The organism is Streptomyces sp. NPDC027185, assembly GCF_055567035.1.
On sequence record NZ_JBVHRF010000005.1, the window covers coordinates 15,187 to 28,554 of the forward strand.

At 71.4% G+C, this 13,368-nt stretch carries 13 protein-coding genes; 6 read left to right on the forward strand and 7 right to left on the reverse strand.

The window, feature by feature from the left end:
- Positions 1 to 30 precede the first annotated feature (30 nt).
- Entirely contained in the window at positions 31 to 525 is a 495-nt protein-coding gene (locus ACZ4M8_RS17355) for an inorganic diphosphatase (RefSeq protein ID WP_005314187.1), read from the forward strand.
- Positions 526 to 655: 130 nt separating this feature from the next.
- Here the strand turns inward: ACZ4M8_RS17355 and ACZ4M8_RS17360 are convergent, their stop codons facing one another.
- Both ACZ4M8_RS17360 and ACZ4M8_RS17365 read right to left on the reverse strand, forming a co-directional pair.
- Complete coding sequence (locus tag ACZ4M8_RS17360; RefSeq protein ID WP_467608099.1) at positions 656 to 2,410, reverse strand: threonine/serine exporter family protein; 1,755 nt, start codon at positions 2,408 to 2,410, stop codon at positions 656 to 658.
- A gap of 321 nt (positions 2,411 to 2,731) precedes the next feature.
- Entirely contained in the window at positions 2,732 to 3,436 is a 705-nt protein-coding gene (locus ACZ4M8_RS17365; RefSeq protein WP_467608102.1) for a DedA family protein, read from the reverse strand.
- Positions 3,437 to 3,784: 348 nt separating this feature from the next.
- On the opposite strand from ACZ4M8_RS17365, the gene ACZ4M8_RS17370 reads away from it, so the two are divergent.
- From ACZ4M8_RS17370 to ACZ4M8_RS17380, 3 genes are all read left to right on the forward strand, one after another.
- Positions 3,785 to 4,153, forward strand: a complete 369-nt coding sequence (locus tag ACZ4M8_RS17370; RefSeq protein ID WP_467608103.1) for a YbjQ family protein — start codon at positions 3,785 to 3,787, stop codon at positions 4,151 to 4,153.
- Between the two features lie 146 nt (positions 4,154 to 4,299).
- A complete protein-coding gene (gene leuE, locus ACZ4M8_RS17375; protein WP_467608106.1) occupies positions 4,300 to 5,022 on the forward strand; it encodes a leucine efflux protein LeuE in 723 nt (240 codons plus the stop codon).
- A gap of 158 nt (positions 5,023 to 5,180) precedes the next feature.
- The gene (locus ACZ4M8_RS17380) at positions 5,181 to 6,575 is read left to right on the forward strand and encodes a glutamate decarboxylase (RefSeq protein WP_467608108.1); all 1,395 of its coding nucleotides are present in this window, start codon (positions 5,181 to 5,183) and stop codon (positions 6,573 to 6,575) included.
- 79 nt (positions 6,576 to 6,654) lie between these two features.
- Here the strand turns inward: ACZ4M8_RS17380 and ACZ4M8_RS17385 are convergent, their stop codons facing one another.
- Both ACZ4M8_RS17385 and ACZ4M8_RS17390 read right to left on the reverse strand, forming a co-directional pair.
- Entirely contained in the window at positions 6,655 to 8,112 is a 1,458-nt protein-coding gene (locus ACZ4M8_RS17385; RefSeq protein WP_467608110.1) for an aldehyde dehydrogenase family protein, read from the reverse strand.
- An 84-nt stretch (positions 8,113 to 8,196) separates the two neighbouring features.
- Positions 8,197 to 9,060, reverse strand: coding sequence for a helix-turn-helix domain-containing protein (locus tag ACZ4M8_RS17390; protein WP_467608112.1), 864 nt, complete (start codon positions 9,058 to 9,060; stop codon positions 8,197 to 8,199).
- A 313-nt stretch (positions 9,061 to 9,373) separates the two neighbouring features.
- On the opposite strand from ACZ4M8_RS17390, the gene ACZ4M8_RS17395 reads away from it, so the two are divergent.
- The gene (locus ACZ4M8_RS17395; RefSeq protein ID WP_467608115.1) at positions 9,374 to 9,856 is read left to right on the forward strand and encodes an ATP-binding protein; all 483 of its coding nucleotides are present in this window, start codon (positions 9,374 to 9,376) and stop codon (positions 9,854 to 9,856) included.
- A gap of 329 nt (positions 9,857 to 10,185) precedes the next feature.
- On the opposite strand, the gene ACZ4M8_RS17400 is transcribed toward ACZ4M8_RS17395, so the two are convergent.
- Complete coding sequence (locus tag ACZ4M8_RS17400) at positions 10,186 to 10,425, reverse strand: DUF397 domain-containing protein (protein ID WP_467608116.1); 240 nt, start codon at positions 10,423 to 10,425, stop codon at positions 10,186 to 10,188.
- A gap of 551 nt (positions 10,426 to 10,976) precedes the next feature.
- On the opposite strand from ACZ4M8_RS17400, the gene tatA reads away from it, so the two are divergent.
- On the forward strand, positions 10,977 to 11,207 hold the full coding sequence (gene tatA, locus ACZ4M8_RS17405) for a Sec-independent protein translocase subunit TatA (protein ID WP_467608119.1): 231 nt from the start codon (positions 10,977 to 10,979) through the stop codon (positions 11,205 to 11,207).
- Positions 11,208 to 11,264: 57 nt separating this feature from the next.
- On the opposite strand, the gene ACZ4M8_RS17410 is transcribed toward tatA, so the two are convergent.
- Positions 11,265 to 12,107: a nitrilase-related carbon-nitrogen hydrolase gene (locus ACZ4M8_RS17410; RefSeq protein WP_467608120.1), complete on the reverse strand. Its 843-nt coding sequence runs from the start codon at positions 12,105 to 12,107 to the stop codon at positions 11,265 to 11,267.
- Between the two features lie 518 nt (positions 12,108 to 12,625).
- On the reverse strand, positions 12,626 to 13,036 hold the full coding sequence (locus ACZ4M8_RS17415; protein WP_467608123.1) for a rodlin: 411 nt from the start codon (positions 13,034 to 13,036) through the stop codon (positions 12,626 to 12,628).
- Positions 13,037 to 13,368: the final 332 nt, after the last annotated feature.

The window sequence follows — 13,368 nt, forward strand, 5'->3', positions numbered from 1 at the left end:
ACCTATGTGTTGATCATGGAGGAGCCACCCGTGGAGTTCGACGTCACCATCGAGATCCCGAAGGGTTCGCGGAACAAGTACGAGGTGGACCACGAGACCGGTCGGATCCGTCTGGACCGTCGACTCTTCACCTCGACCAGCTACCCCGCGGACTACGGCTTCGTCGAGAACACTCTCGGCGAGGACGGCGACCCGCTGGACGCGCTGGTCATCCTGGACGAGCCGACCTTCCCCGGTTGCCTCATCAAGTGCCGCGCCATCGGCATGTTCCGGATGACCGACGAGGCCGGCGGCGACGACAAGCTGCTGTGCGTCCCGGCGTCCGACCCGCGCGTCGAGCACCTGCGGGACATCCACCACGTCTCGGAGTTCGACCGCCTGGAGATCCAGCACTTCTTCGAGGTCTACAAGGACCTGGAGCCGGGCAAGTCCGTCGAGGGCGCCGACTGGGTCGGCCGCGCCGAGGCCGAGGCCGAGATCGAGGCGTCCTTCAAGCGCCTGGAGGCGCAGGGCGGCGCCCACTGACACCGGGCTCCCCGGGGGCCGGCACCGGCCCCCGGCCCCGGCGCACGGCGCGCTGATTTTTCGTACGCGAACGGGCGGCACCCACTCGGGGTGCCGCCCGTCGGCGCGTGGTGCGGGTGTCGGCCGGTGGTCAGAAGCCGCGGGTGCGCTTGGCGGCGCGGCGGCCGGCGCCGGGCATCTCGGGCCCGGGGGCGCGCAGGAAGAGCCGGGCGACCTCGCTGCCGAGGTTCACGCCGACGGCGATGGCGAGCGCCAGCGAGGCCGCCTTGATCAGCGAGGCGATGCCGTCGAGGAGGTTGCCCTGCGCGAAGTTGAGCAGCCCGAAGTACGTGGCGCTACCGGGCAGCAGCGGGCCGATGGCCGCGGTGACGTACGGCAGCGCCGAGGCGTAGCGGTAGCGGGAGAGCAGCTGGCCGAAAAGGCCGACGAGACCGGCCGAGATGGCGGTGGAGGGCACCGCGTTGAGCCCGGCGACGTTGGCGAGGGCGCCGTAGACGACCCAGGCCACACCGCCGTTGATGGTCGCGAAGGCCACCGTGTGCCGCTCCTGCTGGAGCAGGACGCAGAAGGCCAGCGCCAGCAGCATGGACGCGCCGGTCTGCACCAGCGGTTCGTTGTAGACGTGCAGCGCCTGTTCGGGGTTGAGCCGCTTGAGCCCGGGGTCGAGCTGGAGCCCGATGTAGAGGATGCCGAGGACGCCGACGACGATGCCGACGATGAGGTAGATGACCTCCAGGAGGCGGGCGGCGGCGGTGATGTAGTAGCCGGTCAGACCGTCCTGGACGGCCGCGACCAGGGCCCGTCCGGGGATCAGCGCGAAGAGGCCACCGGTGATGACCGCGGACGCCTGGACGTTGGCGTGTGCCAGACCGAAGCCGACGCCGATCGCCGCGGGCGGCATCGCGGCCACCACGAACTGGTAGAACTCCGGCAGTCCGCGGCCGGACGCCAGCCACGCCAGCCGGTCACCGAGCATCGATCCGACCGCGGCGGCGACGAAGACCAGCAGGCCACCGCCGACCAGTATGGAGGCGCCGCCGGAGAGCAGACCGGACGCGAGGGTCAGCGCCCAGCTGGGGAACGGGTGGCGGTTACGGCGGATCTCGGCGAGCCCGCGGTACGCCTCCTCCAGCGTGATGCCTTCGGAGGTGATGTCGTCGACGAGCCGGAAGACCGCCGAGAGCCGGGTGTAGTCGACGCCGCGGCGCCGCACGGTACGGCTGGCGGTGACCGGGTCGTCGACCAGCGACGGCTGGTACGAGATGGACAGCAGCGTGAAGGTGACGGTCGGCTCGACGCGCTCAAGACCGTAGGCGTGCGCGACGCCGAACATCGCCGCCTCGACGTCCTCGGCGCCCTCACCGCCGGCGAGCAGGATCTCGCCGATACGCAGGGTGAGGTCGAGGACGCGGGGCACCGCGGGCCCGGTCTCGTCGTCGGGGCGCTCCGTCCGCTCGGGGGTGGGGCGCTCGTGGATCGGCATCCGCAGCATGGTCCGCATGCGGTCCTGCCACGGCGCTTCCTTGGTGAGGCTGAGCACCGGAATGCCGTGCGGCGGGGTGAAGGCGGGGAAGCCGCCGGTGGGCGCGCCGCCGGGCGGGGCGAAGGCTGAACCTTCCTGCTCGGCGGGGGCCTCCGGCTTCAGCCCCTCGGGCAGCGCGAATTCGGAGGTGGTGCTCGACTCGTCCTCGGGCAGCGGGGGCGCGGGGACGCCCAGCGGCGGGGTGAAGGCGCTCCGCACCTCGTCCGAGAGGGGCTTTCTGTCCTCGTCGGGTGGTTCGGCGGGACCGCTGCCGCCGCTGCCGTTCCGCCCCCGGTGATAGCCGTTCTGGGCGTGCGGTGTGCCGTTGGTGGAGCGCTGGCCGCGCTGTGGTTCCGACGCCACGTTTCTTCGCTCCTCGTACGCCTCCTGCGACCGTCAAGGACACGATGCCTGATGACGCTTCCGGGCGCGCGGGGCGGGGGTTGACCGGTTCCGACAAAGGGGAGTCGGACAGGATGAACTGCACATTCCCGACGGTGCCGGGGGTCATGCCCCGAAGCGCGTGACCGAGGGGAGAGTACGGGAGCGCACCGGGATGGTGCGGAGGCGCACCCCGTATCAGGGGTACGCCCGCGCACCCCACCGCGAACCGCCCGCCCCCGGGCGCGGGGACGGGCGGTCGAAGGGCGTACGGGGCGGCGGCGCGGGGCCGCCGCGCGGGGCTCAGCGCTTGGCGTGACGGCCGCGGCGGACATCGCCCGGCGCACCGCCCGCGACGGCCTGACCGGCCCCCGCCGCCTCGGCCTTCTTCGCCTTGCCACGGGCCCGCAGGTACTCGATCGCGATCGGCACGACGGAGATCAGCACGATCAGGACCAGCATGGCCTCGATGTTCTTGTGCACGAACTCGACGTTGCCCAGCGCGGCGCCGAGCAGGGTGACCCCGGCGCCCCACAGGGAGCCGCCGATGATGTTGAAGGTGAGGAACGAGCGGTAGTTCATCCGGCTCACGCCCGCGATGATCGGCGTGAACGTCCGCACGATCGGCACGAAGCGGGCCAGGACCAGCGACTTCGGCCCGTACTTCTCGAAGAAGTCGTGGGCCTTCTCGACGTTCTCCTGCTTGAAGAGTTTGGAGTCGGGCCGCCTGAAGAGCGATGGGCCGACCTTGCGGCCGAAGAGATAGCCCGCCTGGTCACCGAGGACGGCGGCCAGCACCACCAGCGCGCACACCAGCCACAGCGGCTTGTCCATCTTGCCGGTGGTCACCAGCAGACCGGTGGTGAACAGCAGCGAGTCGCCCGGCAGGAAGAAGCCGATCAGCAGGCCGGACTCCGCGAAGACGATGACCAGGACGCCGATCAGGCCGAAGGTGCCGATCAGGAAATCCGGGTCCAGCCACTGGGGGCCGAGCGCGAGAGTGTTCACGGGGTGAGGGCTCCTGTGTCGAGGGCGCCGGATCTGCGGTGCGACGGGGAAGCGGCGGGGATCGGGCGCGGTGTGCGGCCCCAAGCTATCAACGCGGTCCGTACGGGTCCGGTTCCCGCCGCCCGCCGGCCCCGGGGGCGGCCGGGGCTCCGGCGGCGGCTCCGCACCCGGCCCGCGCCCGCCCCACCACGGAAATCGCGCCCCGGTCCGCCCGCCCGGTACGAGAGGGCCTCCGCCCCGGGGCGGAGCACCCGCGGGGCGGCCCTCGTGCCGGCGGAGGATGCCCGGCCGCGGGAACCGGGTGATGCTTGCGTCACAGCACCGCAGAGCGAAGGAAGTGCGTGACGTATGGGCATCGAGGAATACGGCGGCGGACAACAGGCCCAGTCCGACGTCCTGGTGGTGACGACGAACGACGTCCCCGGCCACACCGTCGAGCGGGTCATCGGTGAGGTCTTCGGGCTGACGGTCCGCTCGCGCCATCTGGGCAGCCAGATCGGCGCCGGACTGAAGTCGATGATCGGCGGCGAGCTGAAGGGCCTGACCAAGACCCTGGTCGAGACCCGTAACCAGGCCATGGAGCGGCTGATCGAGCAGGCCCGCTCCCGCGGCGCCAACGCGGTCCTGATGTTCCGCTTCGACGTCACCGAGGCCGCCGACGTCGGCACCGAGGTCTGCGCCTACGGCACCGCCGTGGTCCTCGCGCCGAAGAGCTGACGGGGACGGGGCGGGCACGAGGCCGTCCCGTCCCCGTCGCGCCGGGCCCCGGCCCGGCACCCGCCCCGGACGCCGCCGCGCGTCCGGGGCGTCCGCATGGTGAAAAGGCGTACGGAACGCCGGACCCCGGGTGAGAGCCTGCGGCCATGTTCGGGATAACTGACCTCTCCACCTATCTGGCGGGCCTCGCGCTGATCATCCTGCTGCCGGGGCCGAACTCGCTCTACGTCGTCTCGGTCGCGGCCCGGCTCGGGCCCCGTACCGCGTACCGCGCGGCGGCCGGGGTGGTCTGCGGGGACACGGTGCTGATGGCCCTGTCGGCGGGGGGTGTGGCCTCCCTCCTCAAGGCCAGTCCGGTGCTGTTCGCGATCGTCAAGTTCGCGGGCGCGGGCTATCTGACCTGGCTGGCCGTCGGCATGCTGCGCGGCGCGGTGGCACTGTGGCGCGGCCGGACGGCGCGCGCGTCCGCCGAGGCGCCCGACGAGGTCCGGGAGCCGACCGCCGCGACGGCGCTGTCCGGGGCGGCGACCGCCGGGGCGCCGGCCGCGGCGGCGAAGGAGCCGGCGGAGCGCCCGTACCGCCGGGCCCTGGTGGTGAGCCTGCTGAACCCGAAGGCGATTCTGTTCTTCATCTCCTTCTTCGTGCAGTTCGTCGACCCGTCCTACGCGCACCCGGTGGTGTCGTTCCTGGCCCTGGGCGCCTGGGCCCAGCTGTTCAGCCTCACCTACCTGTCGGTCCTGATCTTCAGCGGGACGTATCTGGCCGCGACGTTCCGGCGCCGCCGGAAGCTGACCGCGGGCCTGTCCGCGGGCGCCGGCGCGGCCTTCCTCGGCTTCGCCGCCAAGCTCTCCCTGGCCGGAACGGGCTGAGCCCGGCCACGAACGGGACGTGCCCGCCGGCGGCCGGGCACGTCCCGTTCGGGCCCGCGGGCGCCTCGGACCACCGGCCCCGTACCGCCACACCCCCGGCCCCTCCCCGCGCGCCGCCCTCCGTCCGGCGCCCTAGGGTCGGCCGAGGAGGTGCGGCCATGACCCTGCACAAAGGCGCGTCCGCGCGGCCCGGCCACCCGGTCAACCCGTTCTACGGCGAGGCCGACCCGATCGGCGGCATGGCCATGTCCCCTCCCCGGCACACGCTCCCGGACGGCCCGCTCGCCCCGCACACCGCCTACCAGTACGTGCACGACGAGCTGATGCTCGACGGCAACGCCCGGCTCAACCTCGCCACCTTCGTCACCACGTGGATGGAGCCGCAGGCCACCGCGCTGATGGCCGAGTGCCGGGACAAGAACATGATCGACAAGGACGAGTACCCGCGCACCGCCGAACTGGAGCGGCGCTGCGTGGCGATGCTCGCCGACCTGTGGCACGCGCCCGACCCGTCCGCCGCCGTCGGCTGCTCGACCACCGGCTCCAGCGAGGCGTGCATGCTCGCCGGAATGGCCTTCAAACGGCGCTGGTCCCTGGCGAAGGACCGCAAGGGCGCCCGCCCCAACCTCGTCATGGGCGCCAACGTCCAGGTCTGCTGGGAGAAGTTCTGCACCTACTGGGAGGTCGAGGCACGCCAGGTCCCCCTGGAGGGCGACCGCTTCCACCTCGACCCGCAGGCGGCTGCCGCACTCTGCGACGAGAACACCATCGGCGTCGTCGCCGTCCTCGGCTCCACCTTCGACGGCTCCTACGAACCGGTCGCCGACCTCTGCGCGGCGCTCGACGCCCTCCGGGACCGCACCGGCCTCGACATCCCCGTCCACGTCGACGGCGCCTCCGGCGGGATGGTCGCGCCCTTCCTCGACCCCAACCTGACCTGGGACTTCCGGCTCCCACGGGTCGCCTCGATCAACACCTCGGGCCATAAGTACGGCCTGGTCTACCCCGGTGTCGGCTGGGCCCTGTGGCGCGATGCGGCGATGCTCCCCGAGGAGTTGGTCTTCCGCGTCAACTACCTCGGCGGCGACCTGCCGACCTTCGCGCTGAACTTCTCCCGGCCCGGCGCCCAGGTCGTCGCGCAGTACTACACGTTCCTGCGGCTGGGCCGGGAGGGCTACCGCGCCGTCCAGCAGGCCACCCGGGACGTGGCGATGTCACTGGCGTCCCGGATCGGCGCCCTCGGCGACTTCACCCTGCTCACCCGCGGCGACCAGATCCCGGTGTTCGCCCTCACCACCGCCCCCGGGACCACCGCCTTCGACGTGTTCGACGTCTCCCGGCGGCTGAAGGAGCGCGGCTGGCTGGTGCCCGCGTACACCTTTCCCCCCAACCGCGAGGACCTCGCCGTCCTCCGGATCGTCTGCCGCAACGGCTTCTCCCACGACCTCGCCGACCTCTTCCTCACCGACCTGGAGCAGCTGCTGCCGGAGCTCCGCGCCCAGCCCTGCCCTTTGCACCGTCCCGCCCGCAAAGCCACCGCGTTCCACCACTGACCGCGCGGGCCGGGCGGCGCCCCCGAGGGACGCGGTCCCGGGCCGGGACGTACGCCGGGCACCCGGCCGCGTACCGCCGTCAGAACGGGAAGCGGGACCGCCCGTGCTGGATGGAGATCCACTTGGTGGTGGTGAACGCCTCCACCATCGCGTCGCCGTTGAGACGGCCCAGACCGGAGCGCTTCTCGCCGCCGAACGGCACGATCGGCTCGTCGTGCACGGTGCCGTCATTGATGTGGATCATGCCGGTCTCGATGCGCTTGGCGAACCGCACGCCCCGCTCGATGTCGCCGGTGTGCACCGCGCCGCTCAGTCCGTACGGCGTCGCGTTGGTGAGCCGCACCGCGTGGTCGTCGCCGTCGAACGGCACCAGCACCGCCACCGGGCCGAAGATTTCCTGCCCGAGCAGCCACGAGTCCTCCGCCACCCCGCCGAGGACACTGGGCCCGACGAGAGTGCCCTCGCTCTTGCCGTGCAGCAGCGCGGTGGCGCCCTCGCCCACCGCCCGGTCGACCAGCGCGGTGATCGCCTCGGCCTGCCCCGCGTTGATCAACGGCCCGATGTGGGTGGCCGGATCGGCCGGGTCACCGACCTTGAGGGAGGCGGCCTTCGCGACGAACTTCTCGGTGAACTCCCGCTCCAGCGACCGGTCGACCAGCACACGGTTGGCCGCCATACAGACCTGGCCCTGGTGGATGAAGCGGCTGAAGACCGCCGCGTCGACGGCGTAGTCGACATCCGCGTCGTCGAGGACGACCAGCGCGCTGTTGCCGCCCAGCTCCAGCACGGTCTGCTTGAACTGCGCGGCGGCGACCGTCGCGACGTGCCGCCCGACCTTCTCCGAGCCGGTGAACGAGAGGACCTTGGGGACCGGGTGCTCCAGCAGCGCGTCGCCGATCTCCGCGATATCGGTGACCACGACGTTCAGCACCCCGGCCGGCAGCCCGGCCTCCTCGAAGATCCGGGCGACCAGCCCGCCCCCGCATATCGGGGTGTTCTGGTGCGGCTTGAGCACCACCGCGTTGCCCAGCGCCAGTGCCGGGGCCACCGACTTGAGCGAGAGCAGCAGCGGGAAGTTGAACGGGCTGATCACCCCGACGACGCCGACCGGCATCCGGTAGAGGCGGTTCTCCTTGCCGTCGATCGGCGAGGGCAGGATCCGGCCCTCGGCCCGCAGCGCCAGCTGCACCGCCTCGCGCAGGAACTCCCGGGCCAGATGCAGTTCGAAACCGACCTTGGCGCGCGTGCCGCCGACCTCCGCCGCGATGGCCTGGGCCAGCTCCGTCTCCCGCTCGTCGATGATCCGCAGCGCCCGCTCGAAGACCAGCCGCCGGGTGTACGGATTGGTCTCGGCCCACCCGCGCTGCGCGCGCTCCGCCGCGCGGTACGCCGCGTCGACCTCCGCCGCCGTGGCGACCGTGATGGAGGCCAGCTTCTCCCCGCTGTAGGGATTGAAATCGACGATGTCCCACGAGCCGCTCCCGGAGCGCCACTCGCCGTCGATGAACTGGTACGCCAAGTCGTCGAAGTAGGACATGCCATCCCGATCTGGAGAACTGGGCCCGCTCGACGCCCAGTTGTGGGGTATTTCCTCCTGATGATCAGTCATCCTACCCGCGCGTTACATCAATTGGAGTAGACCACGCAAAAGGTCTCTGCTCTCCGACGGCCCCGGCCCCTCCGCCTGCAACCGCTCCATCGCCCGTGCGTACTGGGCGACTTCCTCGGGCTTGTCCACATAGAGCGCGCTGGTGAGCTGCTCCAGATAGACGATGTCCGGCAGCCCGTCCTCCTGGAAGCCCAGCATCGTGAACGCCCCGCTCTCCCCGGAGTGCCCGCCCATCTGGAAGGGCAGCACCTGAAGGCGCACATTCGACCGCTCCGACACCTCTATGAGATGTCTCAACTGCTCGCGCATCACCCGTCTGCCGCCGTACGGGCGGCGCAGCGCGGCCTCGTCGAGTACGCAGTGGAACTCCGTCGGGCGTTCGGCGACCAAGAGCTTCTGCCGCTCCAGGCGGAGCGCGACGCGGCGCTCGATCTCCTCCGGCGCGGCGTCCGGCATCCCGCGCCGCACCACCGCGTCGGCGTACTCCTCCGTCTGCAACAGGCCGTGGATGAACTGCACTTCATAGGTGCGCAGCAGGGAAGTGGCGCCCTCCAGCCCGATATATGTCTGGAACCAGCCGGGGAGCACGTCGGAGTAACTGTGCCACCAGCCCGCGACGTTGGCCTCGCGCGCCAGGGACTGCAGCGCCGCGCGCTCCTGCTCGTCGTTCACCCCGTACAGCGCCAACAGGTCTTCCACATCACGGGATTTGAAGCTGACCCGGCCCAGCTCCATACGGCTGATCTTGGACTCGGAAGCGCGGATCGAGTAGCCCGCCGCCTCACGGGTGATGCCGCGCGACTCCCGCAGGCGGCGCAGTTGCGATCCCAGCAGGATCCTCCGCACCACCGACCCGTTCGACTCACTTGCCGACACCGTTCCGCCCCTCCCATGGCCCCGACCCGCCCGACAGTGCCCGGCAGTCTGCCACGTTCCCGCCTCGTTGAGTGCTCGGCCGGTTACTGATATGTGAGGTCCGCCCACGCCCTCCACAAGATGCCCCCGAGAAGAATTGCCCGCGAACCGTGAGGCACCCCCGCAATCACGGCAGCTGCACGTGCATCTGCCCTTGCATCTGGCGTACGCATTCGGAACCATGGGCGTCGCACGCATGCACGCTCGTGAAAGATCCGCCAGACCCCGCTGACCGGCCGGGTCATGACGTCCGCGAACGCCAGGAGTGCCTCGCATGGGGACCAAGGTTTTGACCAGGCTCGATCCGTTAGAGCAGAGCGTCTTTCCCGTCGACCCCTGGACCGTCTCCGGCTCCGCCTCCTGCTCCCTGCCGCCGCACTACGAATCGGTGGGCAGCGCACGGAAGTTCACCCGCGACACGCTGCGCGACTGGGGCCTCGAAGACCTCTTCGACGGTGTCGGACTGGTCGTCTCCGAGCTGGTCACCAACGCCCTGCGCCATGCGGTCCTCGCCGCTCCGGAGCTGGCCGGCGACGCCCCGCCGGCCCGGCTGCATCTGATGCACTGGTCCTCACGGCTGGTGTGCGCGGTCCGCGACCCCAGCGACGATTCACCGGTCGCCGGCGAGGCGGACTTCGGCGCGGAGGGCGGCCGCGGGCTCTACCTCGTCGAGTCCTTCAGCGACAGCTGGGGCTGGCAGCCCCTCACCGGCGCCCCGCACGGCAAGATCGTCTGGGCCCTCTTCCGCATCCCGTAACCCGGACCGGCACCACGCCCGGGGACGCCACCACGGCGCCCCCGGCAGACCCATGGCCGTACGCGAGAGCGGAGGTACGGACGTGGCGGGCGGGGCCGCACGCGAAGGGAACGACGCGGGCGCGAGCACGCACCTCCCGCGTGCGCGGGCGGCAGCTCCTCATTCCGGGGTACGGGCCTCCGAGGGTGGCCCCGGAGCCGCACGCCTCACCGCCGACTGACTCGTAAAGCGTCATTGACCTGCGGGAACGCCCTTCGCCAAGGCAGCCGCGCAGCTACCTGCGGCGCGTCAAGGGCGGGCTCCCGCGACCGGGGCGGCGCGGCGGCGGGTCAGTCGCGTACCAGGTGGTCGAACTCCCCGTCCTTGGCGCCGAGCAGCATCGCCTCGACCTCGGCGGGGGTGTAGATCAGGGCGGGCCCCTCGGGGAAACGCGAGTTGCGTACCGCTATCTCCCCGCCGGGAAGCTTCGCGAACTCCACACAGGAGCCCTGCGAATTGCTGTGACGGCTCTTCTGCCAGGAGGCGCCGGGGAGGTCGGTCGCGGCCATCCCGTTGTATGCGTGCGGCACTGTGCTCCCCCGTCATGACTGGTGTTCAACTACGGGGCAGCATAGCCAGGTTCATATGCAGATGCATGTACAGATGCACGTGCACGACGGGCGGTGCCGACGCCGTTACCGCACGTCAAACACGGAAAGGCCACCCGAGCCCCACCACCCCCGCACACCCCATCCACCTCGCCGGTCACCCCAGAGACGTACGCCATCCCCAACGGGTTCCCCCGCCGCCTCACCGCACACCGGCCGACAGGCGGGCACCACGCCCCGCCACCCCGCCCCCTGCCCTCCGGGCTAACATCTCTACATGATTACCATTTTCAATAAGCTTCCGGAGGCCGCCACCGCCGCCCGTTACGCCGTCCGCCGCGCGGCACACCGGGCCGTCACGCTCTCCGCGTACCCTCCGCGCGGGGAGCGGCGCCCCGACGACGACCGCACGGCCCCTTGATGAACACCGCGCGGCACCCCTCCCCCGGACGCCCCCCTCCACCTGACGCCGGGACCGTTCCGGTCATACTGGGCAGAACGTCCGCCGGCACCCCGACGAAAGCGAGCGCACCATGCTCCGGAACGCCATCGAACCCTGGCACCTGGTCCTGATCATCGTGGCCGCCGTCCTGCTCTTCGGCTCGAAGAAGCTGCCCGACATGGCCCGTGGCCTCGGCCGCTCGATGCGCATCCTCAAGTCGGAGGCGAAGGCGCTCAAGGACGACCGCACCCCCGCACCCGGCGAGCAGCCCGCCGCCGCGTCCGCCGCCGCCCGCACGGAGGCGACCCCCGCCGGGCACTGACCCGCCCCGGGGGCACCACACCCCCGGCGTACCGCGGGCCGCCGCCGCGCCCGCCGCTCAGTGGTCGCCGCCCTCGTCGATCAGGCGCCGCACCTCACGGTCGACCAGCCCCAGCCGCGCCTCCGCGATCAGCGGCACGGCACGGCGCTGCCGCCGCGCCTCGGCCGGATCGACATCGACGGTGACGAGCGCGGGCTCCCACTTGGGCTCCTGCGCCACCACCGCACCCCGGGGATCGACCACCCGCGAACCGCCCCAGAAGGTCGCGCCGTGCTCGCTGCCGACCCGGTTGACGAAGACCACCCAGCACTGGAGCATCCGCGCCGTGTACGAGAGCAGGGTGTCCCAGTAGAGCCCGGTGTCCATCGCCTCCGGGTCCAGGCTCGCCGCACTGTTCGTCGGCACGAACAGCACCTCCGCGCCGTCCTGCACCGCCAGCCACGGCAGCACCGGCTGCCACGCGTCGTTGCACACCAGCGTCGCCGCCCGCCCACCACCGCCCTTCCCGAGGTCGTACGCCCGCATCGACTGCCCGGGACTGACGTGTTTGCGCTCCTCCCAGGCCAGATAGTTCGGCAGATAGAGCTTGCGGTGCGCGTGCACCAGTTCCCCCGCCGCGTAGTACGCCGAGGTGTTGTACGCCCGCAGGCTGGTGTGCTCGTGGAGTCCGATCAGCACGTCCGGGCCGAGCGTGCTCAGCTCCAGCACCCGCGGATCGCGCACCTCCACGGAGGTGTCCCGCACCAGCTCGCCCAAGTGGTAGCCGTGCAGGCTGAGTTCGGGGAAGACCACCAGGTCCGAGCCCTGTGCCGCGGCCTGCTCGATCTGCTCCCCCGCGACGGTGAGGTTCGCCTCGACGTCCCCGAGAAGGCAGTCCGTCTGCGCCAGCGCGATACGCATGCCGCACTCCCCCTTTCGTCACTTTTGCGGCTTTTCTCCAGCCATTTTCGCAGAGGATGCCCCGACCGGCGCCGGAGCGCTCCCCCACCCCGGCGCACCCGGCGGGCGCCGGCGCCCCCGACCGTCGCGTTCGAGCCGCTTCAAACCCCCGGTGACGCCGGTCCCACCAATGAGGGAAAGAACGATCCTTCCCGTACCGCGGCGGGCCCCTGACGCGTTGATCCGCACAGCCGTCGTCCGCGCCGGGTGGCTTCCAGCCGCAGCGCCGCCGGGCCCGCAAGGTACGACGGCGCTGCGGTCGAGTCGTCCGGCGATGCCGACGGCCGTCTCGACCGGGCGGCCCAGGCCGAGCGGCCCGCCGGATCCGCTCGGCCGGCCGCCGAGCACTCCCACGGCCGGCCTTCCTCCCCCCATCACCCCGCGGAGCGCCCCCGTATGACCGGGTGGCCGGGCCCGCGCCATGGAGGTCACGGGCCCGGCCACCCGGGGACGTACGCGGCGGCCGGGCCGCCGGGCCGTCAGCTGTTGCCCGCGCCGTTCGCGGACAGTGCGGCGATGTCGTCCAGCAGGTGCGACAGCGGCTCGTCGCCCTTGGCCTGGGTGGAGTTCTCGGCACACTGCTGGTTCTGCGGGTTGGACAGAACGTTGATGTCCTGGGCCGTGATCGGCACCAGCAGACCGATCAGCGAGCCGACGTTCGCCTTGACCGGTACACCGAGGCACAGGTTGTTCAGCGAGCTCTGGACCAGCCCGAGCTGGGTGCTGAGCTTGCCGTGCGTGGTGGAGTTGCCGTAAGCGGTCTCGGCGCCGTTGCCGTTGACGGTGGTCGTGCCGTGGTCGTTGCCGGTCGCCATCGCCTGCGGGACCGCCGCGGCCGAGAACCCGAGCATCGACACCGCGACGGCGGCGCCCGCCATGATCTTCTTCATCGTGCAAACCCTTCGGTACAAGGACTTCCGGTACAGAAGCCCTGTTTCAACAACCCGCCACACCCGGCCTGGTTCCGGCCCGTCACCCGAACAGATGGCGATCCGCCGGGCGTCCGGCCGTCACCCTTCGCTCACACGCGCCCCGCGCCACACCACCTGGAACGCCCCTGGGCCGCGGCACCCGCCCCGATCCGCCCGGACCGCCGAGCCTGCCCCTGAGGGATCCGGAAAGCGGGAATGGGGGGGGGCGGAGGGCGGGGTGATAGGGAGGGGGGGGTGGGCGGTGGTGTGGGGGAAGGGGTAAGTGGGTGTGTCAGCACAGGCACGCCCGG